At 65.7% G+C, this 23,574-nt stretch carries 19 protein-coding genes; 8 read left to right on the top strand and 11 right to left on the bottom strand.

What is annotated here, in order from left to right; translation table 11 throughout:
- The first annotated feature begins 7 nt into the window (after window positions 1-7).
- Window positions 8-403, top strand: a complete 396-nt coding sequence (locus tag LNV28_RS03915; protein ID WP_102768452.1) for a barstar family protein — start codon at window positions 8-10, stop codon at window positions 401-403.
- Here the strand turns inward: LNV28_RS03915 and LNV28_RS03920 are convergent.
- From LNV28_RS03920 to LNV28_RS03935, 4 genes are read right to left on the bottom strand one after another with little or no spacing between them, the layout of a single operon-like run.
- Entirely contained in the window at window positions 378-632 is a 255-nt protein-coding gene (locus LNV28_RS03920; RefSeq protein ID WP_263516400.1) for a hypothetical protein, read from the bottom strand. The two genes, LNV28_RS03915 and LNV28_RS03920, sit on opposite strands and share 26 nt — an antisense overlap.
- 33 nt (window positions 633-665) lie before the next feature.
- Window positions 666-1,439 (bottom strand): 16S rRNA (adenine(1518)-N(6)/adenine(1519)-N(6))-dimethyltransferase RsmA, encoded by a 774-nt coding sequence (gene rsmA / locus LNV28_RS03925; RefSeq protein WP_263516399.1) that lies wholly within the window; start codon window positions 1,437-1,439, stop codon window positions 666-668.
- Window positions 1,440-1,451: 12 nt separating this feature from the next.
- Window positions 1,452-2,762, bottom strand: coding sequence for a peptidylprolyl isomerase (locus LNV28_RS03930; RefSeq protein ID WP_263516398.1), 1,311 nt, complete (start codon window positions 2,760-2,762; stop codon window positions 1,452-1,454).
- A gap of 1 nt (window position 2,763) precedes the next feature.
- Entirely contained in the window at window positions 2,764-5,028 is a 2,265-nt protein-coding gene (locus LNV28_RS03935; protein WP_263516397.1) for an LPS-assembly protein LptD, read from the bottom strand.
- Between the two features lie 427 nt (window positions 5,029-5,455).
- Between LNV28_RS03935 and LNV28_RS03940 the strand changes: the two genes are divergently transcribed.
- The gene (locus LNV28_RS03940) at window positions 5,456-6,517 is read left to right on the top strand and encodes an aminoglycoside phosphotransferase family protein (RefSeq protein ID WP_411969921.1); all 1,062 of its coding nucleotides are present in this window, start codon (window positions 5,456-5,458) and stop codon (window positions 6,515-6,517) included.
- 107 nt (window positions 6,518-6,624) lie between these two features.
- Here LNV28_RS03940 and LNV28_RS03945 read toward each other — a convergent pair whose 3' ends face one another.
- The 3 genes from LNV28_RS03945 to LNV28_RS03955 form a co-directional block, all read right to left on the bottom strand.
- A complete protein-coding gene (locus LNV28_RS03945) occupies window positions 6,625-8,100 on the bottom strand; it encodes a M20 family metallopeptidase (protein ID WP_263516395.1) in 1,476 nt (491 codons plus the stop codon).
- 138 nt (window positions 8,101-8,238) lie between these two features.
- Window positions 8,239-8,808 (bottom strand): cohesin domain-containing protein, encoded by a 570-nt coding sequence (locus LNV28_RS03950; RefSeq protein WP_263516394.1) that lies wholly within the window; start codon window positions 8,806-8,808, stop codon window positions 8,239-8,241.
- Window positions 8,809-8,998: 190 nt separating this feature from the next.
- Window positions 8,999-9,508: a hypothetical protein gene (locus LNV28_RS03955; protein WP_263516393.1), complete on the bottom strand. Its 510-nt coding sequence runs from the start codon at window positions 9,506-9,508 to the stop codon at window positions 8,999-9,001.
- Window positions 9,509-9,681: 173 nt separating this feature from the next.
- Here LNV28_RS03955 and LNV28_RS03960 point away from each other — a divergent pair, with 173 nt between their 5' ends.
- Window positions 9,682-12,693, top strand: coding sequence for a reprolysin-like metallopeptidase (locus LNV28_RS03960; protein ID WP_263516392.1), 3,012 nt, complete (start codon window positions 9,682-9,684; stop codon window positions 12,691-12,693).
- A 370-nt stretch (window positions 12,694-13,063) separates the two neighbouring features.
- Here LNV28_RS03960 and LNV28_RS03965 read toward each other — a convergent pair whose 3' ends face one another.
- Window positions 13,064-13,927, bottom strand: coding sequence for an alpha/beta hydrolase (locus LNV28_RS03965; RefSeq protein ID WP_263516391.1), 864 nt, complete (start codon window positions 13,925-13,927; stop codon window positions 13,064-13,066).
- Window positions 13,928-14,140: 213 nt separating this feature from the next.
- Here LNV28_RS03965 and LNV28_RS03970 point away from each other — a divergent pair, with 213 nt between their 5' ends.
- The 3 genes from LNV28_RS03970 (at window position 14,141) to LNV28_RS03980 (ending at window position 18,455) form a co-directional block, all read left to right on the top strand.
- Entirely contained in the window at window positions 14,141-15,472 is a 1,332-nt protein-coding gene (locus LNV28_RS03970; protein ID WP_263516390.1) for a hypothetical protein, read from the top strand.
- 266 nt (window positions 15,473-15,738) lie between these two features.
- Complete coding sequence (locus LNV28_RS03975) at window positions 15,739-17,433, top strand: MORN repeat-containing protein (RefSeq protein ID WP_263516389.1); 1,695 nt, start codon at window positions 15,739-15,741, stop codon at window positions 17,431-17,433.
- Between the two features lie 62 nt (window positions 17,434-17,495).
- Window positions 17,496-18,455: a M14 family metallopeptidase gene (locus LNV28_RS03980; protein WP_263516388.1), complete on the top strand. Its 960-nt coding sequence runs from the start codon at window positions 17,496-17,498 to the stop codon at window positions 18,453-18,455.
- A 21-nt stretch (window positions 18,456-18,476) separates the two neighbouring features.
- Here LNV28_RS03980 and LNV28_RS03985 read toward each other — a convergent pair whose 3' ends face one another.
- Window positions 18,477-18,851, bottom strand: coding sequence for a VOC family protein (locus tag LNV28_RS03985; protein WP_263516387.1), 375 nt, complete (start codon window positions 18,849-18,851; stop codon window positions 18,477-18,479).
- A gap of 132 nt (window positions 18,852-18,983) precedes the next feature.
- Here LNV28_RS03985 and LNV28_RS03990 point away from each other — a divergent pair, with 132 nt between their 5' ends.
- Together LNV28_RS03990 and LNV28_RS03995 are read left to right on the top strand one after the other, a co-directional pair.
- A complete protein-coding gene (locus LNV28_RS03990; RefSeq protein ID WP_263516386.1) occupies window positions 18,984-20,171 on the top strand; it encodes a GGDEF domain-containing protein in 1,188 nt (395 codons plus the stop codon).
- 130 nt (window positions 20,172-20,301) lie between these two features.
- Window positions 20,302-21,693 (top strand): acyl-CoA thioester hydrolase/BAAT C-terminal domain-containing protein, encoded by a 1,392-nt coding sequence (locus tag LNV28_RS03995; protein WP_263516385.1) that lies wholly within the window; start codon window positions 20,302-20,304, stop codon window positions 21,691-21,693.
- Window positions 21,694-21,826: 133 nt separating this feature from the next.
- Here LNV28_RS03995 and metW read toward each other — a convergent pair whose 3' ends face one another.
- The gene (gene metW, locus LNV28_RS04000) at window positions 21,827-22,405 is read right to left on the bottom strand and encodes a methionine biosynthesis protein MetW (RefSeq protein WP_263516384.1); all 579 of its coding nucleotides are present in this window, start codon (window positions 22,403-22,405) and stop codon (window positions 21,827-21,829) included.
- Complete coding sequence (metX, locus tag LNV28_RS04005) at window positions 22,402-23,541, bottom strand: homoserine O-succinyltransferase MetX (protein ID WP_263516383.1); 1,140 nt, start codon at window positions 23,539-23,541, stop codon at window positions 22,402-22,404. The genes metW and metX overlap by 4 nt, the downstream gene beginning before the upstream one ends.
- Between the last annotated feature and the right edge of the window lie 33 nt (window positions 23,542-23,574).

The raw sequence follows: 23,574 nt of genomic DNA on the forward strand, positions 1-23,574 counted from the left end.
CGCGACCATGCTTTTGCAGACCGTCCGTCCCAATATCGTGCAGGCCATAAGGGCCTACCGCGTAGAGGACTTGATGCACGCCGCACAGGATGCTGGCCAGCATTTTCTGTACGCCAATCTGAGCGAGGCACAGTCCAAGCAGGATGTGCTGGAAGCCATCGCCCAGGCCTTCCTGTTCCCCGCCCACTTCGGCAAGAACCTGGACGCCCTGCATGACTGCATGACCGATCTGGTTCACAAGTCTGGCGCTCAGCCCGGCTTTGTCGTGGTACTGGAACAGCTGCCCGACAACAGCAAGTTTGACCGCGAAGCGCGCGAGCAACTGCTCGATGTCTTCCGAGAAGCCGCTGACTACTGGGGCGACCGAAAAGTCCAGTTCAGGTGCTTCTATTCTTTTCAGTAGCCCGCTCCCAAGAAAACGGGTCATGGGAGCGGGCTGCTGAAGAGACCACCAGCGTTGCAGCGAAGCCAGCAGCAAAGAATTCCAAGGCGGCAGCCAATGCCAACTTCGGAACGAATATGCCGATGATGAGCAGCGCCTTCGATACCGCCATGTGGCTGAGCGCCGCCTGAGCCGGTAACGAAAACCAGCCAGCAAGATCAAAAAAGGGGCCGTGAGGCCCCTTTTGCATGTCCGCTTGAAGGACACCACGCCATGCGGTGCCTCAGGCGGCCTGTGTGCTCAGCTGCTGGGCCAGAGCCACATACTCGGCCACGGGCACTTCCTCAGCCCGGCGCTGCAGGTCGAACTGACCGGAGAAACCGCGCGCCGTTAGCCAGACACCCAGGCTGTGACGCAACAGCTTGCGCCGCTGCGAGAAAGCAGCCGCGACCATCTCGCTGAACAAGACCTTGTCCAGCTGCGGCGGCTGCGCATAGGGTTGCATGCGCACGATCGCCGACATCACGCGCGGCGGCGGGTCGAAAGCCTCGGGCGGCACATCGAACACCGATTCGATCGCATAGCGCCACTGCAGCATCACGGTCAGGCGGCCATAGTCCTTGCAGCAGGGAGAAGCCGCCATGCGGTCCACGACCTCTTTCTGCAACATGAAGTGCTGGTCGACCACATGGTCCACCGCGCCCAGCAGATGAAAGAGGATGGGCGTGGAGATGTTGTAGGGCAGATTCCCGACGACACGCAGCTTCTGGCCCTTGGCCGCAGCCAGAGCGGCAAAGTCGACCTTGAGCACATCGGACTCGATCACCTCGAGGCCGGGACGCTGGCGCAGGCGTGCGGCCAGATCACGGTCCAGCTCGATCACGCTGAAGGCCGGGATGCGGTTGAGCAAGGGCAGTGTCATGGCGCCCAAACCGGGGCCGATCTCGACCAAGGCTTCGCCGGATTGAGGGGCTATCGCATCACAAATGGACTCGATGATGTGGACATCGGTCAGGAAATGTTGACCGAAGCGCTTGCGGGCGATGTGTTGAGCCATTGTGTTCGCGACTCAGTCCAGCCACTCGCGGACTTCAACGTAGGCGCGTGCCCGCAATTCCTTGATCCACTCCTGGTAAGCCTCTTCGTACTTGCTCTCACGCAAAGCCGCCTTGGCCTGCTCGCGCAACTGCTTGGGCTCGATCTCGACCGTGCGGCGCTCCTGAACCTGGATCAGATGCAGGCCGAAACGGGACTGCACCGGCTCGGACAAGCCACCCAGCGGCAAGGCATTCATGGCCTGCTCAAACTCGGGCACCAGCACGCCGGGCGCCATCCAACCGAGATCACCGCCTTCGGCGGCGCTGCCGTCTTCCGAGTTGTCCTTCGCGACCTGTTCAAAGGTGGCCCGGCCCGACTCGATGGCGCGCTTGAACTCCGCCAAGCGGCGCGCGGCCACCTCGGGGGTCAGCTGGGCCGAGGGGCGCAGCAGCACATGGCGCACACGGGTCTGGACAATCGAGCTCAGCGACTCAGCGCCCTGGCGCTCCACGACCTTGAGCAGATGGAAGCCGGCGCCACTGCGCAGCAGACTGTCGGCCACCTGGCCCGTCTTCAAACCCTTGACCTGCTGCACGAAGACATCGGGCAGGCGGTCGGCCGGACGCAGGCCGATCTCACCACCGAGCTGCTTGTTGCCGTCCTCAGACACTTCCTTGGCCACCTTGGCGAAATCCTCGCCGGCCTTGATGCGGGCAGCGGCAGCTTCGGCGCGCGCCAGGCGCTCGGCCACGATGGCCTCCGAGGCGCCTTCTGGCACCGACACCAAAATCTGGGCCAGATTGAGCTGGCCCGAATTGGTCAGTTGCTCACGGCGCTTGTCCAAATAGTTGTCGATGTCGCCATCGGTGATGCGGATGCGCGCTGGCACCTCGCGCTCGCGGGCGCGCTCGGTCATCATCTGGTCGCGCAGGCCTTCGCGGAAGGTGCGGAAGTCGAGGCCGTCGGTCTTCAGCCGCTCCAGCAGCTGGGGCATGGTCAGCTTGTTCTGCGCCGCCACATTGGCCACCACCCGGTCCAGTTCGGCCTCGTCGACCTTGGCGCCGGTTTCACGGGCGAAGGTGACCAGCACACGGTCTTCGATCATGGCCTCAAGCGCCTGCTTGTGCAGCGCCTCCAGGTCGGGCATACGGTCCCCTCGCTGGCGCGCCTCTTCGCGCAGACGTGCCTTGCGCTGGATGACCTCGCTGGCCGCCACCACATCCTGGTTCACCACCACGGCAATGTAGTCACCGGGCTTGAGGTCCGCAGCACGCGTCTGCGCCACGGCAAAACCGCTCGTCGACAGCAGGGCCAGCGCAAGAGAGAGGGTACGAATCGACATATCAGTCATAAGGGGCTTCAAGGCTTGCTGAGCGCTCGGAGCTCAGCTGTCGGTAACCAGGGATATTGTCCCTCAAGACCTTGAGCGCATTGGAGCCCAGCTGGGACAAACCCACCAACTCCATTTGCAGCATCAAGCGCGTGTTCGTTTCGGCGCGTCCGGTGGACAAACGCTCGGCGCCGACCCGCAAAACCCAACAGCCGGCGTCATATTCAAAGCCCAGCACCGAGTCGGTCAGGCGCCGGTCGCGCAGGCTGTACTGCACCCGGCCGGCGCTGTACCAGGCACCGGAACAGCCACCGCCGCCTCGCGCGCTCTTGCCGAACAGCGGCCATTGCCAGGCCAGCTCCACCTGCTCGCTCTGCTGGCGCGCCAGGCGGTAGGCCACGCTGACGGTCTGGAAAGTGCCCGGCGAGTAGCGGGCGCGCAGCACGGCGCGCTCGGAGCGGCCGCTGTCGGAGTTGAACTGCAGAGCGCCGTCCAGCCACCAACGGGTGTCTAGATGCGCGGCGCCCAGCAGGAGCAGGTCAGAGAAACGCTGCTTGACCGGCACGTTGTCTGCAGTGATGCGCTGATCGCGGAACTGGAATCGCTGCACCAGACCCAAGCGCAGCACTTCGTCGCCATCATTGGCGTTGACCCAGCGGCTGGTGGCGCCGGCGGTCAGCTGGTGGGCATCCGACACGCGGTCGATGCCCGAAAACTGGTTGGCCGTGTAGATCGAGTCGAAATTGAAATCCTTGGCCGCCGAATCGAAGCGTGGCAGGTTCTCCTGCGCGCGATAGGGCGTGTTGACGTAGAGCAAGCGGGGCTCCAGGGTCTGGGTCAGGGCGCGGCCGAACAAGCGGGTGTCGCGCTCGAAGATCCAGCCATGGTCGAGGCTGAAGGTCGGCACCGTCCGCCCTTTGGAGCGCAGGCCGTCCGTGCCGGCCTGGTCGAGCACGTAATGGGCGACATTGACCTCGAAGCGCGGAATCAACCACCAGGCCGCCCCGCCCAAGGGGGCGCTCAGATGGGCCAGCATATGGGTGCGCTGCCCACCGGCCCGGACCTGACTGGCCGGCGCCGAGTCGGGCAGATTGAAACGGTTGTACTCCAGCTCGATCGCCCCCTCCAGGCGGGCCTTGCGGCCCCAGGGCCGGAAGCCGTCCAAGACCGAATCGTCGGCCGAGGTATTCAAGCGCAGGCCGATCTGCGGAGAGCGCTGATAAGGCGAGTCAAATCGGGCCAGCGCATCCTGGCCCTGCAGGGTCTGCCAGCGCTGCAGGCGCGCATAGGCGTGGCCCTCGCCCCAGGCCCATTCGCGCCGGCGATTCAGCTGCAGATCGGCCATCAAGAGGCGTTGCGCCTGGCTCTTGACCCGCTCGGGCAGGTCCTTCCAGTAGTCGTCGTCCGACACCCGCTCGGCGCGCACGTGGTAGCGCCAGTCCATGCCCAGTTCGCCGTCCTGCAGAACATTCAGGGCCCAACGCGTGCGCCGTGCGACACGATCCGAGGGCAGCAAGGCCAGATTCAGCTCGCCGGCATGCTGGGGCTCCAGATAGCGAAACTCGCTGTCCAGGCCAGGGCCGCGGCGCGTCATCAGGAAGGGCGTCAGCGTGGCATCGCGCTGGGGCGCCAGATTCCAGTAATAAGGCAGGCCGAACTCGACGCCGCTGCGTTTGTCCAGCCGGATATTGGGCGGCAACCAGCCCGACTTGCGCTGCCCCGCGAGGGGAAAGCTCAGATTGGGCGCCGGCAGGATGGGAACGCCATAGAAACGCAGAACCGCGCCCTTGGCCACGCCCTCATTGGCGTCGAAATCCATGCTCAGGCTTTGCGCGCTGATCTCCCAGGCGGGCTGCGGCTGGTTCTCGTCGACCGGACAACTGCTGTAGGTGCCGCCCTCGGCCAGCATGCGCTTGGCGTCGATGAAGCGCAGACGCGTGGCCTTGCCGCTGCCGCCGGTTTGCGAAAAGAAATAGCTGGGATTGAGGAACTCGCCTTCGAATCGGTTGACATAGAGGCTCAGCTCCGGGCCGCGGAAGACACTGCCGGCTCGGCTGATCTCGACCCCGCCGGTGGCGCGGGCCAAGTCATCGACCTGCTGGTAGCTCAGGCGCTGGGCGCGCAACAGCAGTTCGCCATAGCGCAATTCGGCATCACCTTCCGCCAGCGACTCCTGGTCGATGCGCGTCACTACGCTGCGAGCGCTCAGCACCAGGGCCGGCTTGTTCGACTCCTCGGCGCTCAGCTCGCTGCCCGTGACTCGCTTGCTCAGCACCATGGTCGGTCGCAAGCGCGTGCCCACAAGCGCAGCCGGCGCCGCGGCCGAGGCTGCCGCGGCGGACGGCGCAACTGCTGGCGTTCCGGTCGACAGAGTCTGCGCATGAGCCGACGTAGCAACACAGAGCCACACACAGCAGGGCCAGCAGCGGACAAGCGCCAGGAGGGAAGGTGTCAGGGTCAAGGGGCGCGGCACAGCGTCGGCAGGCGTCGTTAGGTGAGGCAGGATTGAGTGCTGCGGCCGGCGCGGCGCGGCGGCTTGCAAGCTCGGCACCGAGCCAGGGCTCGCGGTTTGTAAAATCCATTATCCATGAGGCTGCGCCAAGCGCGGGCGCGACTCTCGCCCGCTCCGCGCGGCCACGAGCCGGCAAACCCTGTCCTAGAGCCCCGGCCCGCTCCGATCCCCCACACCCAAGAAGCGCTTGACGCTGCACTCCATGACCTCCATCGCCTGGCCGAATCCGCAGCGTCAACACGCCTTTCAGACCTGGCTGCAAAGCCTGCAGCCGAGCTTCGGCCTGCTCGCCGAAACCCTGCGCGAAGCCAATGCCGATGCCAGTTCGCGCCGCTATCTGCGCGTTGCCGATGGCAACGGCCGCAGCTATATCGTCATGGACGCACCGCCCGAATCGAACGATGTGCGCCCCTTCCTGAAAGTGGGTGCTTTGATGGCCGGCTGCGGCCTGCATGTGCCGCAAGTGTTCGCGGCCGATGCCGAGCAGGGCTTCCTGCTCCTGGCCGACCTGGGAAATGAGCCGTACCTCCAGGCGCTGCTGGCAGCACAGCAAAATGACCCCAAAAAAGCGGAGCCGCTGATGCGTGCGGCCCTGCAAGCCCTGCTTCAGTGGCAGAGCCAGATCGATGCCAGCCAGTTGCCGATCTATGACGAGGCCTTTGTGCGCCGAGAGCTGCAGATCTTCGTCGACTGGTGCGTGCAGCGCGAGTTCGGCAAGAGCTGGGACGAGACCCAGCAAAAGTGGTGGGAGCACAGCTGCCAGGTGCTGGTGCGCAATATGGTCGAGCAGCCACAAGTCGCCATGCACCGAGATTTCATGGTGCGCAATCTCATGGTCTGCCCCGAGGGCCCGGTCGGCATCCTGGACTTCCAGGACGCGGTGCGCGGTCCCATCGCCTACGACCTGGCTTCGCTGCTGCGCGACGCCTTCATTTCCTGGGACGAAGAGCAGGAGCTGGACTGGGCGGTTCGCTATTGGGAGCAAGCGCGCAAGGCCGGCCTGCCGGTGGATGAGGATTTCGGCGAGTTCTGGCGCCAGGTCGAGTGGAGTGGTCTGCAGCGCCACCTGAAGATCCTGGGCTTGTTCTGCCGCCTCAAGCACCGCGACGGCAAGCCGCGCTATGCCGAGGACCTGCCGCGCCTGTTCGCTTATGCCATCAAGGTCAGCACCCGCTATGTGCAGCTGTCACCGCTGACCCATCTGTTGCAGGACCTGCAGGGGGGGATGGTGGATACGGGGTTTACGTTGCGGTGAATCGTGAATCGTGAGTCGTGAGTCGTGAGTCGTGAGTCGTGAGTCGTGATGGTGTCAACACCGCCAGCTCACGATTCACCAATCACCCATCACGATTCACTCTCCACTCACGGATGCGCCGCCATCACCTGCGCCACCGCGGCCGTCAGGCGCTTGCCATAGGGCACATGCAGGAATTCGTTCGGGCCATGGGCATTGCTCTTGGGGCCGAGCACGCCGCAGACCACCATCTGGGCAGCCGGAAAGCCTTTCTGCAACATGCTCATCAGGGGAATGGTGCCGCCCTGGCCGATGTAGCCGACCGGCGCGCCGAAGTGGCTTTCGCTGGCCTCGTTGAGGGCGCGGCTGAGCCAAGGCGTGAGGTCAGGCGTGTTCCAGCCGGTGGCGCCATAAGCGCCGGCGCGGCCATCGGGCACGAAGGTGACCTTGGCGTTGTAAGGCGCGTTGTCTTCCAGCAGCGCCTTGAGGCGTAGCGCCGCCTCATTGCCGTCGATCAGCGGCGGCAGGCGCAAAGAGAGCTTGAAGGCGGTGTAGGGACGCAGCACATTGCCGGCGCTCTTCATTTCGGGGAAGCCGTCGACACCGGTCACCGACAGGGTCGGGCGCCAGGTGCGGTTGAGCAGCACCTCGACCGGCTCGGCCGTCATTGGCAGCACTGGGCCGCCATCGGCACCGCAAGCCCAGGGCATGCGCTTGTAAACCTCGTCCTTGAGGATGGCGGCCGTGGCCTGGGCCTGTTCGACGCGGTCGGTCGGGATGTCGCAGTGGAAGCTCTCGGGCAGCAGACGGCCGGTCTTGGAGTCTTCCAGGCGGTCCAGCACCTGACGCAGGATGCGGAACGATGAGGGCACCACGCCCGAGGCATCGCCCGAGTGGATGCCCTCGCTGAGCACCTCGACCTTGAGCACGCCGCTGACCATGCCGCGCAGCGAGGTGGTCAGCCAGAGCTGGTTGTAGTCGCCGGCGCCGGAGTCCAGGCAGACGACCAGGGAGACATTGCCCAGGCGTTCCTTGAGCACGTCGAGGTAAGCCGGCAGGTCGTAGGAGCCCGACTCTTCGCAGGTCTCGATGATGCCGACGCAGCGCGGGCGCGGGATGCCCTGCTTGTCCAGCGCCATGATGGCGGTCAGCGAGGCATAGACGGCATAGCCATCGTCGGCGCCGCCGCGGCCGTAGAGCTTGCCATCCTCGTACTTGGGCGTCCAGGGGCCGAGGTCGTTGCGCCAGCCATTGAACTCGGGCTGCTTGTCCAGGTGGCCATAAAGGACGATGGTGTCCTGGCAGTCCGTCTTGGTGGCGGGCACCTCGAAGAAGATCACCGGTGTGCGGCCTTCCAGGCGGATCACCTCCAGCTTGAGGCCGGCCACTTTCTTGCTCTCCACCCAGCTGGCGGCATCACGCAGCACCTTTTCGATGTAACCGTTGGCGGCCCAGTCGGCGTCGAACATCGGGCTCTTGGCCGGGATGGCGATGTACTGGGTCAGCGCCGGGACGATCTCTTCATCCCAGACGCGCGAGGCGAACTCGCCCAGGGCGCTGGCCTGATCGGGCTGCAGGGGCAAGGAGGGGTCGCGAGCGTTCATGGTGGTTTCCTGCTGCTTGTGGCGGAGAAGCTTGCAAGTTTAGGCCAAGGCCTGCCCGGGCTGCTGCCACTTGGCGCGCCCTGCGCCCCAAAAAAGAAATGCGCCCGAAGGCGCATTGACTGGGCGAGCGAACCAAACTCAGGCGGGCTGACGACGGCGCCAAGCCACCAGTCCGGCCAGACCAGCGGCCAGCATCAGATAGGTCGAGGGCTCCGGCACGGCAGCGACGGTGTCCAGGGTGCGGCCGTTGAGCTGCACGGTGATGTCACCCAGGTTCGAATTCAGGAACAGGGCATCCGCAAACGACAAGGCACTGCTGCCGACGCTGTTGACGGAGAAGTTGATCCGGGCCAGCACACCGCTGCCGTTGGCGCCGGCGACATTGCCGATCAAGGTGTTGTTGAGGAAGCTGATCTGACCCGCGGCGTTGTCGATCACGCCGGCGTCGGCAAAGGTATTGCCCGCCGTACCCAAGAAGGCGCCTTCGCTGACGCCGGTGACTTGCAGGATGGCCGGATTGAAGTTCAGGCTGAACTGGTAGGCGTAAAGATCGCTGATGCCCGAAATCAGGACATCCAGGCTCAGGTTCGTGCCGACCACAGCCGGGTCCGGCTGCGCCACCAGGGTCACCGCAGGGTCAGCCCAGGCTTGCGACGCCAGAGCGCCCAAGAGCAGCGCGGCGGCAATGTTTTTCTTCTTCAACATCATGACGATTTCTCCTCTGCCCTGAAGGCAATACATCCAAGCACGTGGTCTTGCGGCACCTGGCTCAGCAAACCCCGCATGGACCTGAATCTGGCTCACAGATCGTGACGTATTTCGTGATCAGCAGTCTTTCATCAGCCACGATGCGGCGATACGGGGGGATTCCCCAGCTCTTGGCCACCCTCCCCCTGTTTCAAGGCTCAGGGTTGAAGCGCAGCCGGGCTTGCAAGTCCGCCACGGCCGCGTCCAGGACCGCCAGCGCCTCCGGGCCGCAACCCCCTCGACGGAACACCTGCTTGACCTCGCCGTCGCGCTCGACCTGCCAATTGACCCAGGCGCCATCGCGCATCTCGGGGTCGTCATAGCTCTCGGCCATGGCAAAGAAGCCTTGCGCCTGCAGCAAGGCGGCCAGGGCCTCGAAGTCCGGCAGTGCCAATCTGGCACGCGAACGCTGATCCTGCGTGCCATGCCGGGCCTTGCCGCTCAGAGTCAGGAAGGCTGTGCCATTGCGGTGCAGGCTCAGGCGGCTGCTGTTCGCACAACCAAAACAATCGCGCTCCACGGTGACCACCTGAATGAGGGGGGTCGACCCGGCCGACCGGGGCTCGCCTGCCTGCGCCGAGCCACCCGCACTGAAGCCGCAAGACAGGGCCAACAGCCAAGCACGCCAGGGCTTACCCGGCTTGTCTATGGCGGTACTCATGAGGATTGACCCTCTATACAGGGTAAAGATTTGTCATCTATCTTCGTGCACTTGTTCACAGGCAGTCGCATGTCTGGTCCTCGGAAATCCAGCGTTACTGATTTTCAAGGCCGCCCGCTGTGACGCAGCGCCTCAAAGAACCCCAGCCAGTTTGCCCCGGAAAAGGACACTTCATGAAACAGCATTCGTCTGCCCAAGGCCGCGCCACTTCCAAAACCGCAGTGCGCGACCTGCAGCGCCACGCCAGCAGCCTGCTTGTGCTGAGCATGGCCCTGGCTGGCACCATTGCCTTGCCGGCCGCCCACGCCGCGACCCTCAACGCCACGGCCGCCGCTCAGCCGACCGGAGCTTTCTGGCAAGACACCAAGGCCACCAAGGCCAGTGTCTCCGCCAAGGGTGCCATCGCCGCCGTTCAGCCGCGCAAGTACCGAGCCACCACCCTGGACCGCCTGGGCCTGAGCGCCTTTGCCGCCAACGCTCCCCTGGAGCGTACGGCCGCTGCCCAACTGAGCCCGTTGACCATCTCCCTGCCCCATCCCGATGGCGGCTACCAGCGTTTCGCCATGGTCGAGTCGCCGGTGATGGAGCAGGCCCTGGCCGACAAGCACCCCGAAATCAAGACCTATGCCGGCAAGGGCATCGACGACCCCAATGCCAGCGTGCGCATGGACATCACGCCGCAGGGCTTCCACGCCTCGGTGCGCTCACCCAAGGGTGCTTGGTACATCGACCCCTACTTCCACCTCGATGACAGCCTCTACGCCAGCTACCACGGCCGTGACCTGCCCAACCAGCATGGCACGCTGCGCGAACCGCTGCTGAATGAAGCCCACATCGACCTGACACGCGGCTTCTACCACGCCGCCGATGCTGTGGAAGTGCGCGGCTTCGGCTTCGTGCCGGGCGCCACCGTGACCATCACCGTACGCAACCCCGAAACCGACAGCAGCGCCCGCCAGACCGTGACCACGGTGGCCGACCAGGACGGCACCGTGAGCACCTCGGTGCAAGCCGATCCTTCGCGCAACCTCGGCGCCTACGAAGTCAGCGCCAGCGACGGAAACACCACCGCCACCGCCGCCTACCACGTGGTGGATGATTCGCAAAGCCCCACGGCCGCCTCGGGCACCCAGCTGCGCACCTACCGCCTGGCCTTGCTGTCCGACCCCGGTTATGCCAACTTCCACGGCGCGGCCAATGTGACGGCGGCCAAGGTCACGCTGATCAACCGCGTCACGCAAGTTTACGAAGACGAGACAGCGATCCGTCTGGTGCTGGTCGCCAACAACGATGCGCTGAACCTGAACACCGCAGCGCAGTTCTCCGGAGCCAACGGCCCCTGCGGCGGCACGGCCTGCTTCCCTACTGCCAGCGTCAGCTGCAGCTCGGCCACCTTGACTCGCACCCGGCAGGTCATCGGTCTGCTCGTGGGCGCCAGCAACTTTGACATCGGCCACATCGGCGTCGGCGCCGGTGGTGGTGGCATCGCCAGCCTCGGCGTGGTCGGCGGCAGCGCCAAGGCCCAGGGTTGCACGGGTCTGCCCACGCCCGTGGGCGACCTGTTCGCCGTGGACTATGTGGCTCACGAAATGGGCCACCAGTTCGCCGGCAATCACACCTTCAACGGCGTGAGCGGCAGCTGCACCGGCGGCAACCGCAACCCAGGCACCTCGGTGGAGCCGGGCTCCGGTTCGTCCATCATGGCCTATGCCGGCATCTGCAGCACCGACGATCTGCAGCCGCACAGCGACGCTTACTGGTCGCAGCGCAGCTTCGATGAAATCATGGCCTACACAACAGGCGCAGAAACCTTGATCAACGAAGTGCAGATGGGCGTGCTCAAGGGCTTCAACACCAACGGCCAGCAGTTCCAGCTGAGCTACGCCGGCAGTGACTCGGCACCGATCGTGCGTGGCACCAACTTCACCACGGCCGGCATCAAGGCCGCGCTGGAAGCTCTGCCCAGCTGGACCGCGGGCGGCACCGTCACCGTCAGCGCCCTGACCGACACCGCCTTCACCCTGACCTTCAGCGGCACCCTTGCCGGCACCAACCTTGACAAGGTGCAACTGGTCAATGCGTCCGCCGGTGTCGAGGGTTATATCGGCGAAATCGCCGCTGGCGGCTCGACCACCCGCCGCGGCAGCACCTTCAGCGCCACCGGCAACACCGCACCGACCGTGACCGCCCCCACCGGCTACACCATCCCGGTACGCACGCCCTTCGCCCTGACCGGCAGCGCCATCGATGCCGAAGGCGACACCCTGACCTATATGTGGGAGCAAAACGACCGCGGCGCCGCCACCGGCACCGGCCTGCTGACCAATGGCAAGACCAACGGTCCGCTGTTCCGACAATTCGGCCTGCGCGCCGTGGTCAGCGAAGCCGACACGGTCAAGTACAACTCGCCCGGCGAGAACATCGTGTCGAACAACCCGACCCGCGTGCTCCCGGACCTGGCGCAGATCCTGGCCAACAACACCAATGCCGAGACCGGCGCTTGCCCGACGGTGTCCGGCACCGCCACGGCCGAACAGATCGACTGCTACTCGGAGTACCTGCCGACCGCAGCCTACGTCGGCTTTGCAGGCACCAACGCCAGCCCGGCCTCGTTGAACTTCCGCCTGACGGCACGTGATGGCCGCGGCGGTGTCAACAGCGCCAACACGCAGCTGGTGCTGGCCCCGAACGCCGGCCCCTTCCTGGTGACCTGGCCCAACAGCGCCCTGGTGCTGAACAGCGGCACGGCCTACACCGTGACCTGGAATGTCGCCAACACCAATACGGCACCGGTCAACACCAGCCAGGTGAAGCTCAGCCTGTCCACCGATGGCGGCAACACCTTCCCCCACGTCCTGGCCGCCAGCGTACCCAACAACGGCAGCGCCTCTGTGACCCTGCCGGTGCTGGCCGCCGACAAGGCCCGCATCAAGGTGGAAGCGGTCGACAACATCTTCTTTGACGTCTCGAATGCCGACTTCAGCATCAAGCTCTACGGCGACGTCAACGGCGATGGCAGCATCAGCTGCGCCGATCTGTCCATCGTGCGCGCCTCCCTGGGCAAGCGCGCCGGCCAGCCGGGCTTTGACCCACGCGCCGATGTCAACGGCGACGGCGTGGTCGATATCCGCGACATGGCCGCCGTGTCCAAGAACGTGCCGGCCGCGAACACCTGCAACAAGTAAGACGATCCGCGCAAGGCGCCACGAACGCAAGCTCGTGGCGCCAAGGGCCTGTTCACACTGCGGATGCCTGTGCGAGAGGGGCAGAAAGGGCCCCAAGCTAGGCGGACGACGAAGCCCAGGCTCGCCGCCTGGGCGAGGAGTTCAACGACGAATGGGGCCCTTTCTGCCCCTATCCCGAAGGGTTGCCACACAAATCACCGTGCACGTTGTTGCAAAGCCTCGCCGGGGCGTGACCCCGGCTTCGTTTTGCGCCTAGTGCACGGTGATTTGTGAGGCAGCGCAGCTGGTATCCGCAGTGTGAGCAGGCCCTATCAAAAAGCCCCGCCTGGCAACAGGACGGGGCTTTTTCTATGGGCGCGCAGCAAGCGGGCTAAAACCGGGACGCCAGCCAGCTTTGCAGCGCGGCAAACACTTGCTCGCGCTCGGGCTCATTGAAGATCTCATGGAAGAGCGGGCCGAAGCACTGCGCGCGCAGCACGGCCGGCGGCGCCTCGGCTGCAAACTCGGCGCTGCCGGCGGGCGCGACACAGCGGTCGCTGCCGGCCCACATGAGCAAGGTCGGCACCACCCAGTCGGCGGCATGCTGACGCACCATTTCACCGGCATCGACAATCATGCGCGCCAGGGTCGGCGTCAGGCGATCGTGCACCATGGGGTCATCGATATAGGCTTGCACGACGGAGCGCTGACGCGAGATCCAGGCCGTCTTCAAGCCATTGCCGACCGCCAGATGCGGCGCCAAGGCCACGCCCAAGCCCAGTTGCAGGCGCTGCCAGGCCGACAGGCCCGGGTCCAGCGCCGGCGAGGACAGAACCAGGGCATCGACGGGCCGGAACCAGGCCGGCAGCTGGCCGCCGCTGATGGCCGCCAGGCCGCCTGCCACAAAGCGTGCGGCCACCAGGCCACCCATGCTGTGCCCGAGCAGCACCAAGGGACCACGGCCCAGCTGAGGGTCGGCGCGCAACTCATCAATGACCAGGGCCAGGTCTTGCAGCAAGCGCTCGGCATCGGGCACATCACCGCGTGGCCCGCCCGAGGCGCCGTGGCCGCGCTGGTCAAAGCCGGCAACATGCCAGCCCCAGCTGTTCAGCTTGCCGGCCAGGGCCTCGTAGCGACCGACATGCTCGCCCAGACCGTGCACCAACAAGACGGTGCCACGTGCCGGCTCCAGCCCCAGCTTGCTCCATTGCCGCCAGTGCAGCGGGATACCATCTTCTGTTCTCAGGGTTCGCATGCGAGCCAGTGTAGGCAGGCCCGCTGCACGGCCAACCCAGGGCTTGCCCGGGGCGGTAAAACTACCCGGGCCTCGGTCTTTCGGCACGACGAGCGAGCCGCCCGCGGCCTGTTGCCGATGAACAATGGACGGCAGGCAGATCGCACCCGATTCCTCGGCCATGAAGCCCCCCTACACTGCAAACTTTTGTTACCACTTGAGCCGAGTTCCACGATGAGAAATCTGCTTTCCTTGCTCATCTGTCTGATGCTGGCGGCCTGCGCCGGGCCCAAGTACACGGTCGATGACGGCCGCGCCGTCAACGAAACCCTGCTCGGCCACATCCGCAGCTATGGCATGGGCGAGCAGGCGATCCGCCCCGCAATTGCACGCAGCGCGGACCTCAAGGACCCCGAATGTGACAAACAGTGGGAGCTGCCCTTTGCCCTGGCCACCAGCAGCGGCTGGTCCGAGACCGACCGGGTCGCCTGGGTGCGCGCCCTGCAGGTGGATGAGCGTCTGACCGTGGTGGCCACGGCACCGGGCTCGCCGCTGCAACTCGGCGACAAGGTGGCCGTGCTGGCAGGGCTGAAAACCGAAGACACCGAGCAAATGCTCAACGGCCTGGCCGAAATCCGCGACCGCGGCCGCCCTTTTTCTATCGTGCTGTCAACCGGCAAGCAGCATGTCATCACGCCCTTCGAGGTCTGCCGTGGCTACACCCGCCTGGCCCCGCCGAGCACGCCCGAGGTGCAGGACTACCACTGGCTGCTCAGCATGCATTCCCTGGAGGTACCCAAGGTCGGGCTCAGCGATGACGAGGCACTCTGGGTGGTGCTTTGGACCCAGGGCCTGTCGGAAGAAGGCGGCGCCCGCATGAAGACCTTCCACTACGGCAGCAAGATCGTCGGCACGCTCTACAACCTCGTCACCCTGGCCACCGGCCTCAAGGGTGCGGCGCTGGCGGCGGAAGCGGCCGTCACGGCTGCCAAAAGCGCGGCTCAGAGCGTGGTGACCGAAGTGCTCAAGCAGCAGCTGATCGAGCAAGGCAAGAGCCTGGCCATCCAGCGCATCCGCGAGGGCATCACCGACGCGGCCGAAAAGCTGACCCGCCAGCAAGTGGTCAACGCCCTGCAGGCGGCAGCCGCCAACCGCGGCTCACTGTCCGGCGTGGCCCGAGTCGGGGCCACGGTCTTCGACCGCGCCGACAGCTGGGCGTTCGAACGCGTGGCCAAGCTCGGTGGCAACCCGCTGGCCGGCTTTCGATTGCATCAAAAATTGATCGAACGCAGCTTCACTGGCAACGCTTTCGCCTTTGATGCCGAACGACTGGATGCGCTGAGCAAATTGGCCGAAACCAAGGGGCTGGGCTACGAGGTGCAAGCCATCTTGAACGGTTTCAAACCGGAAGAGCTGCTGTTCGAAATCGGCGCCATGCCCCTGGCCTCGGCGCCGGCGGCCTTTTCCTTCTCTGGCCCCGAGGACCCAGGCCAGGGTCGCTTCGCACGCGGCCTGATTGATGCCATGCTGGACATGCCCATGGCCTCTGGCCCGGCCAAAAAATAACGATGAAAACGAAGGTCTTCTCGATGCGCTTGTCGATCGTTTGCCTGGCTCTGACCCTGTCGCTCGGCCTCGCCCCGCGTGCCGCGTGTGCACAAAGCACCTCAGCCCCACCCACCGGTGCACCTGTGCCCGCAGCGGCCCCTGCGGCTTCGGCCGCGGCCAGCCTGCCGGCGGACGCCGCCTCTGCCCCAGACGGAGCTGCATCCGCGCCGGCCGCCCCTCCGCCGCCCCCGCCACCAAGCTGTTCTTCGCTGACCGCCAAGGCCATGAGCAGCGACCTGCGCGCCGCCACCGCTCAAGCCCAGAACAAGCCCCTGGAAGAGCTGGCCCGAGCCTATGAGGAGGCTGTCTCCCTCTGGACCCAGGCCACGGGCGGCTGCACCGGCCGCGCTCAGGAACGCGCCCAGCGCGCTCTCGGTGACAACGAGCGCCAGCGGGCCGCCGTGGCCGAGCGCATGGCGGCTGGCTCGCAGTGCGAGCTTTCGCACCGCGATGCGGCCTCTCTGCAGGAACTGGCTGCCAAGGCTTTTGGCGAGCGCCGCTTTGGCGATGCGGCCTCGCTCTACAGCAAGGCCGAAACCATGTGGGATCTGGCCGCCGAGCATTGCACCGGCAGCCAACAACAGATCGCCTTGCGGCGCCGCGAGCAGACCGAGATCGACGCCCACAACGCCGAGTTCTGCGCCCCTATCTTCGAAAAGGCGCGCGAGTTCGCGCAGAAGTTTCGCACCGCCGCACCGGGCCTCAATCCGACCGAGCGCCAGGCTCAGTCCATGATTGCCGAGACCGCCTGGCGGCGCGCCGCCACACTGTGCAAGGACGCCGCCCTCGAGAACGCCAACAGCTTCATTCAGACCCTGGCACGCGAGCGCGGCACCCCCTGGACCGCCGTGCCTTTGCCGGAAAGCTTTCAGGCGGTTATGCCCAAGCCGCCGGCGCCACGGCCCACCGCGGCCGCCAGCGCGCCCGGCGCGACGGCCAAAACGGCAGGCGCAACAACGGGAGCGGCGGGAGCAAGCGTGGCAGCAGCAGCAGCAACAACGGCTGCTGCGGCAGGTGCGACGGCCGGCGCGAAAGCCACCGGCGATACCGCGGCGAGTGGTCTGGGCGCGCTCGTCAGCGGCGCCATCGGTGCAGTGAAGAGCGCCACGCAGACCACCGGCAACGAAGCCGCGGCGGCACGCAACAACAGCCAATCGCGAACGACGGCCGAGGAAGCACCCAAGGAGCCGCCCAAGGAGATGGACATTCGCGCCGGCGACACCCGCTACAAAGGCCAGTTCGTGCGCGAGGAGGGTCAGGTCGTGAGCGGCACCGGGCGGGTCGAATGGTCGAACGGCGATGTCTACATCGGCAGCCTGGTGCGCAGCGTGCGCCAGGGCAAGGGCGAATTCATCTGGGCCAATGGCCAGCGCTATGAAGGCGACTGGGTTGAGAACAAAGCAACTGGCCAGGGCAAGCTCAGCTTTGCCAATGGCAACCAGTACGAAGGCTCGCTGATCGACGGAAGCCCCGAAGGCAGCGGACAGCTCAGCTTCGCCAGCGGCGACGTCTACAAGGGCCAGGTCAGCCAGGGCATGCCCCACGGCAAGGGCTTGTACCGCTGGGCCAATGGTCAACAGTACGAGGGCGACTATGTCCGCTCGGCACCACAAGGCCGAGGCATCCTGCGCTATGCCAACGGCAACCGCTTTGAGGGCAGCATCCAAGCGGGGCAACCCCATGGACAAGGCCGTATGGAGATGGCCTCGGGCGACCGCTACGAAGGCGACTTCCAACTTGGCAAGCCACATGGCCAGGGCAGCTATTTCTGGAAGAGCGGCGAGCGTTATGTCGGTGCTTGGGCGGGAGGCCTCAAGCACGGCGAAGGTGTGTTTCACTGGCCCAACGGCGACCGCTGGGAAGGTTTGTTCAAGGCCGACGAGCGCACTGAGGAAGGTGTGATACACCGAAAGGATTGAGTAGGTGAATGCACGGATGAGTCATCGGGGTTTGGGTGGAGCTAGCTTGTATGAACGGACACATGGCTGTTGAACTGAGCCCGCCGGACATCGGCATTTACCGGGAGGGTGGCAGCGGCGTGGACTATGTTCATGTGCTGGACTCCGGCCGCCCCGGGCCCACCGTCATGGTGCAAGCCCTGACCCATGGCAATGAGCTCTGCGGCGCCATTGCCCTCGACTGGCTGTTCCAGCAAGGCATGGGGCGATCACTGCAGCCGCTGCAAGGGCGCTTGATCCTGAGCTTTGCAAATGTCGAGGCCTACACGCGCTTCGACCCGGCCGACCCGAATGCCTCGCGCTGTGTCGATGAAGACTTGAACCGGGTCTGGAGCGACGCGCAGCTGTTTGGCTCGCGTGACTCGCTGGAGCTGCGTCGCGCTCGCGCCCTGCGCCCCTTCGTCGACAGCGCTGATTTCCTCTTTGACATCCACTCGATGCAAGACGCCTGTCGGCCCTTGATGGTCTGCGGCCTGCTGGACAAGGGCGCCGCCTTTGCGCGAGAGCTGGGCATGCCCGGTGACTTGCTGATCGACACCGGCCACCCCTCGGGCCTGCGCATGCGCGACCGCGGTGGCTTTGGCGACCCAGCCAGCCCAAAGAACGCCTTGCTGATCGAATGCGGTCAGCACTGGGAGCAGCGCTCGGCCGAGGTGGCCATCGATGGCTTGGTGCGATTCCTACGCCTGACCGGCATGGTCAGCGCCGACTGGGCCGAAGCCCGCCTGCGCTTGCCCCTGCCGGAGCGTCAACGCACCATCCGGGTCGACGAAGCCATCACCGCCTTGAGCAGCGACTTCCACTTCACCCTGCCGGCGCCCGTACGCGGCCTCGATGTCATCCCCGAAGCGGGCACTGTGTTCGCAGCCGATGGCGACTCCGTCTTCAAGACACGTTATGCCAACACGGTGCTGGTCATGCCCAGCCTCAAGCATGGGCTGCCGGGGAACACGATGGTGAGGCTGGGGCGGTTTGAGGACTGAGGGCTGGCTCTGGGCTGTCGTTCAGGCCGCCTTCACACAAAAAGCATTGAGCTTGTTGCCATCCAGATCGCGGAAGTAGGCCGCATAGAAGCCGCCGCCTCGCGGGCCCGGCGCGCCCTCGTCCTGGGCGCCCAGAGCCAAGGCCTTGGCATGCAGGGCCTGGACTTTCTCTTCGCTGTCCAGGGCCAGGGCGACCATGGTGCCGTTGCCGGCCGTGGCGGGCTGCTCGTCGTAAGGCTTCATGACGGCAAAGCCGGGCTTGTCCATGCCGGTGCCCCAGGCATAGCCGCGGCCGAAGTCCATCATCCGTTTGATACCGAGGACGGCGAACAGCTCGTCATAGAAAGCTGCCGCGCGCGGCAGATCGTTGGTGCCCAGGGTGGTGTAGCCGATCATGGGTTTCGCTCCTCGGGTTGGGGTGTTCGGAGTATCGGCCAGGCCCTTGATACCAGTGCGAGTTCAGGTCGCTGGCTCTGGAAATTTGTGCGATGCTGGCCCCCACACCGCCCCATCGCCCACCGCAGTACCATGGACGAGCCCCATGCCAACAGTCTGTACAGCGAACAGCTGAAACGGGGTTTGGGCCGCCTGAATTTCTTGCCGCCGCTGGAGCTGGAATACCGACGCTACTGTGCCCAGGGCATACGTTGGCGCTTCATCAGTACCGCCTTGCTGGCCCTGCTGATTTGGGCCGTTTTCTGGTGGACGGATGGCTGGCGCCTGCAGGCGCTCACCGAACCGGCGCAGTTCCAGCCCCTGATCGACCAGCTGCAGCAGCTGCGCCTCGGCGTGATGCTGGTGCTGCTGCTGGCCCTGGCCGTGTTGGCCCTGGTTCGCGACACCGAGCGGGCACTGTGGGCCGTGTTCCTGATGGCGCTGGCCACGGCCGACGGCGCCACGCTGGCCTTGATGTGCTATCAGCGCATGGGCCTGCCGACCGAGAGCAGCGTGCTGGTGCTGGCCATGGTGACCCATTTCATGCCCATCGGCGCGCGCTTCCGATGGCATCTGGCCCTGGCGATCAGCTTTTTGGCCTCGGTGTTGATCATCGCCTTCCTGACGCCCGAACAGGCCCTGCGCGACGCGCTGCTGCGCATCTGTCTGGTGTTGCTGCTGACCTTGCTGACCTGTGCTTTTGGCGCCTATTGGCGCGAGTACCTGCGGCGCGAGCAGTTCCTGCACCGCGGCCTGGCCCAATGGCTGGCCCTGCATGACGAGCTCACCGGCCTGAGCAACCGCCGCCTGTTCAAGCAGCATCTGCAAATCGCCATGGCTCAGGCCAGCCGCGACGGCCGCGCCCTGGCCCTGCTGCTGATCGACGTCGACCATTTCAAGCGCTACAACGACCGCTACGGCCACGACGCCGGCGACCACGCCCTGCAGCGCGTGGCCGCCGTGCTGGCGCGCCTGGCCCAACGCCCCATGGACCTGGCCGCGCGCATGGGCGGCGAAGAAATGGCACTGCTGCTCTACGACATCCGGCCCGAGCATCTGGGCGAACACGCGAACGCGGTGGTCGCCGCCATGGCCGCGGAAGGCTTGCCGCATGAGGACTCCCCGACAGCGCCGGTGCTGACCCTCAGCCTGGGCGCCGCGCTGATGCGGCCGGGCGAGGGCCCGGAGCGCTTGTACCAACGTGCTGATGCCCTTCTGTACCAGGCCAAGAACGCGGGGCGGAACTGTGCATGCTTGGAGGGCGGCCCACGGGGCGGATGAGCCCAGCCGGAAAGGCCTGGCCTGCGGTCGAACCGTCGCCGCTTCTGTCGATCCGTCGCCCAGGCCCGGCAGCGCCGCTCCGCCTTGGCGAGACTGCATCCATCAACTCCCCCCACTGATGGAGCCACCCATGCCAAGCACCCTGAACCGAGTCACCCTGGCCTTGAGTCTGAGCCTCGCCGCTTCGCTCGCGGCCGCCTACCAACTTGCAGCCGCGCCGGCAGCCGCGGTTCTGGAAGGCGAAGCCCAGACCCTGTCACTCAGCGGCGCCAAGCCGGGCGAGCGAATCACCCTGCGCCTGAACCGTCGCGCCGATCTGCCTGGCATGGGCCCCTCGCTGCTGCGCGCCGAAGCCATCTTCCAGGCCGATGCGCAAGGCCGCATTGACACCAGCCGCCAAGCGCCGCTTTCGGGCAGCTACGGCGGCATCGATGCCAGCGGCCTGTTCTGGTCGGCGCTGCCGGTGCGCGGCGGACCAGCGCCCGCCGCCGCGACCGATGCCGATGGCACTCGCTTGCAATTGGAAGCCTGGGGCCAAGACGCAGCCGGTGCGCCCAAGTCCCTGGCCGAACAAACGCTGCACTGGCTGCCGGCCCAGGCGCGGATCGAAAGCCGCACCGCCGAGCCCCTGCCCGGCGCACAGCTCCTGCTGCCGCGGGTACATGCGGCCAAGCTACCGGTGGTGATCGTCTTGGGCGGATCGGAAGGCGGATCCCTCATGTCCCGCCGCCTGGCCGAGGCCCTGGCGGCGCGCGGCTTCGCCGCCCTGGCCCTGCCCTACTACTCACCGCCGCGCTGGGGCGCTCAAGGCCCGATGGCGCCGGAACTGCCCGCTTTGCCGGCCAGCTTTGCACGGATCGAACTGGGCCAGCTGGAAACGGCACGCGACTGGCTGCGTCAACAGCCCGAGGTGGACGCCAGCCGCATCGCGCTCTGGGGCGCCTCCAAGGGCGCGGAATTCGTGCTGGCCGGCGCCAGCCGCATCGCCGGCTTCAAGGGCGTGGTCGCGGTGGTGCCCAGCGATGTGATCTGGGAAGGCTTCGACATGATGCAAGGCGCCATGGCCCAGCCCTCTTTCAGCTGGCATGGCGAAGCCCTGGCTTTCGTGCCCTACAAGGGCTACCAGGAAGAGGTGGCCGGCTTCATGAGCGGCCAGCCCGTGCGCCTGCGCCGCCCGCACGACGCCGGCCGCGCAGCGCAGCCAGAACGTGCCAGCGCGGCACGCATCGAGGTCGAGAAGATCGCCGCGCCGCTGCTGCTGATTGCTGGCAGTGACGACCAAGTCTGGGATTCCGGCGGCATGGCCCGTGCCATCGCGTCCCGCCGTGCTGCCGCTGAACTGCCCACCGAGTTGCTGGTCTTCGAAGGCGCCGGCCACGGCATCATTGGCCTGGGCACCCTGCCCACCACACTGAACAATGCCGGCCCGATGAAGATGGGCGGCCAAGCCGCCGCCGATGCCAAGGCCCAGCAGCAAGGCTGGGTGCGCACTTTGATTTTTTTGCGTGAGGTATTGAGGTGAGGGTGGGTGAATCGTGAATCGTGAATCGTGAATCGTGAATTTTGAGTCGTGAATCGTGACGGCCGCCCTTGCTCGCGACATTTACCTGTTCACCCAACCATTCACGACTCACCAATCACGATTCACCCTCCCCTCACCCCCGATCGAACTTGAACACCGCCATGCTCGCCAGCAGATTCGGAAAAGTCCGCACGGTCTGGCCGTTCTGGATGCCAAAGCTGTCCAGCACGCGCAGGCGGTTCTTGCGCGCCAGTACCTCAAAGTCAGCGTAGGTGCCGACGCGGATATTGGGCGTGTCGTACCACTCATAAGGCAGCACGCGCGTCACCGGCATGCGGCCCATCAGCACCTGGGCGCGGTTGGCCCAGTGGGCGAAGTTGGGGAAGCTGACGATGCCCATGCGGCCGACACGCGCGGTCTCGCGCAGCATGGCCTCGGTATTGCGCAGATGCTGCAGCGTTTCCAGTTGCAGCACCACGTCAAAGCTCTGGTCCTCGAAGATGGACAAGCCTTCTTCCAGATTGAGCTGAATGACGTTGACGCCACGCTGGGCGCAGGCCAGCAGATTGGCGTCGTCGAGCTCGACGCCGTAGCCGCTGCAGCCTTTGTGGCGGATCAGGTGATCGAGCAAGGCGCCGGTGCCGCAACCGAGGTCGAGCACGCGCGAGCCTTCGGGCACCAGGGCGGCAATCTGTTGCAGGACCGAGCTCATTGCAGTTCTCCGGCGATGCGTTGGAAGTAGGCGCGCAGCACGCCGTGGTAGCGCGGGTCTTCGAGCAGAAAGGCGTCGTGGCCGTGGGGCGCGTCGATCTCGGCATACGAGACATCGCGCTTGTTGTCGAGCAAGGCCTTGACGATCTCGCGCGAGCGCGCCGGCGAGAAGCGCCAGTCGGTGCTGAAGCTGGCCAGCAGGTATTTGCAGCGGGCGCTGGCGAAAGCGCGGCTGAGGTTGCCGCCATGCTCCCGCGCCGGGTCGAAGTAATCGAGCGCGCGCGTGATCAGCAAGTAGGTGTTGGCGTCGAAGTAGTCGCTGAACTTATCGCCCTGGTGGCGCAGATAGCTTTCGATCTGGAACTCGATGTCCTGGGTGCTGTAGCCCAGTTCGGCGGCGCGCAGCTCGCGGCCGAACTTCTGCTCCATCGCATCGTCGGACAGATAGGTGATGTGGCCGATCATGCGCGCCACACGCAGGCCGCGCTTGGGCACCACGCCGTGCTCGTAGAAATGGCCGCCATGGAAATCGGGGTCGGTGATGATGGCGCGGCGTGCCACTTCGTTGAAGGCAATGTTCTGTGCCGACAGGGCCGGTGCCGTGGCGATCGCGATGCAGTGGCGCATGCGCTCGGGGTAGCGCAGCGACCAGTCCAGGGCCTGCATGCCGCCCAGCGATCCGCCCAGCACCGCGGCCAGCTGCTGCACGCCCAGCGCATCGAGCACGCGCGCCTGGGCATCGACCCAGTCCTGCACCGTCACCACCGGGAAGTCGGCACCGTAGACCTTGCCCGTGGCCGGGTTGATGTGCATGGGACCGGTGGAGCCGAAGCAGGAACCGAGGTTGTTGATGCCGACGACGAAGAACTTGTCGGTGTCCAGCGGCTTGCCGGGGCCGATCAGGTTGTCCCACCAGCCTTCGCTCTTGTCTTGGCCTTCGTAGGTGCCGGCCACGTGGTGGCTGGCGTTCAGGGCGTGGCAGACCAGCACGGCGTTGTTGCGCTCGGCATTGAGCGTGCCGTAGGTCTCGTAGACCATTTCGTAGTCACGCAGCTCGGCGCCGCTGCGCAAGCGCAAGGGCTGGGCGAACGCCATGCGCTGGGGGGTGACATGGCCTAGCTGTCCTGCATGGGGCATGGAGAGACTCCTGAAAAAACAAAACCGGCGCCG

The organism is Paucibacter sp. DJ2R-2 (assembly GCF_025717675.1).
In the GTDB taxonomy this organism is placed as follows: domain Bacteria; phylum Pseudomonadota; class Gammaproteobacteria; order Burkholderiales; family Burkholderiaceae_C; genus Paucibacter_A.

Bases quoted from the DNA above. Each gene is read 5' to 3' on its own strand.
- LNV28_RS03960 (WP_263516392.1), top strand. From the start codon at position 9,682: ATGAAACAGCATTCGTCTGCCCAAGGCCGCGCCACTTCCAAAACCGCA.
- LNV28_RS03945 (WP_263516395.1), bottom strand. From the start codon at position 8,100: ATGAACGCTCGCGACCCCTCCTTGCCCCTGCAGCCCGATCAGGCCAGC.
- LNV28_RS03975 (WP_263516389.1), top strand. From the start codon at position 15,739: ATGAGCAGCGACCTGCGCGCCGCCACCGCTCAAGCCCAGAACAAGCCC.
- LNV28_RS03920 (WP_263516400.1), bottom strand. From the start codon at position 632: ATGCAAAAGGGGCCTCACGGCCCCTTTTTTGATCTTGCTGGCTGGTTT.
- LNV28_RS03995 (WP_263516385.1), top strand. From the start codon at position 20,302: ATGCCAAGCACCCTGAACCGAGTCACCCTGGCCTTGAGTCTGAGCCTC.
- LNV28_RS03980 (WP_263516388.1), top strand. From the start codon at position 17,496: ATGGCTGTTGAACTGAGCCCGCCGGACATCGGCATTTACCGGGAGGGT.
- LNV28_RS03955 (WP_263516393.1), bottom strand. From the start codon at position 9,508: ATGAGTACCGCCATAGACAAGCCGGGTAAGCCCTGGCGTGCTTGGCTG.
- LNV28_RS03915 (WP_102768452.1), top strand. From the start codon at position 8: ATGCTTTTGCAGACCGTCCGTCCCAATATCGTGCAGGCCATAAGGGCC.
- LNV28_RS03930 (WP_263516398.1), bottom strand. From the start codon at position 2,762: ATGTCGATTCGTACCCTCTCTCTTGCGCTGGCCCTGCTGTCGACGAGC.
- metX (WP_263516383.1), bottom strand. From the start codon at position 23,541: ATGCCCCATGCAGGACAGCTAGGCCATGTCACCCCCCAGCGCATGGCG.
- LNV28_RS03965 (WP_263516391.1), bottom strand. From the start codon at position 13,927: ATGCGAACCCTGAGAACAGAAGATGGTATCCCGCTGCACTGGCGGCAA.
- metW (WP_263516384.1), bottom strand. From the start codon at position 22,405: ATGAGCTCGGTCCTGCAACAGATTGCCGCCCTGGTGCCCGAAGGCTCG.
- LNV28_RS03990 (WP_263516386.1), top strand. From the start codon at position 18,984: ATGGACGAGCCCCATGCCAACAGTCTGTACAGCGAACAGCTGAAACGG.
- LNV28_RS03970 (WP_263516390.1), top strand. From the start codon at position 14,141: ATGAGAAATCTGCTTTCCTTGCTCATCTGTCTGATGCTGGCGGCCTGC.
- rsmA (WP_263516399.1), bottom strand. From the start codon at position 1,439: ATGGCTCAACACATCGCCCGCAAGCGCTTCGGTCAACATTTCCTGACC.
- LNV28_RS03935 (WP_263516397.1), bottom strand. From the start codon at position 5,028: ATGGTGCTGAGCAAGCGAGTCACGGGCAGCGAGCTGAGCGCCGAGGAG.
- LNV28_RS03985 (WP_263516387.1), bottom strand. From the start codon at position 18,851: ATGATCGGCTACACCACCCTGGGCACCAACGATCTGCCGCGCGCGGCA.
- LNV28_RS03950 (WP_263516394.1), bottom strand. From the start codon at position 8,808: ATGATGTTGAAGAAGAAAAACATTGCCGCCGCGCTGCTCTTGGGCGCT.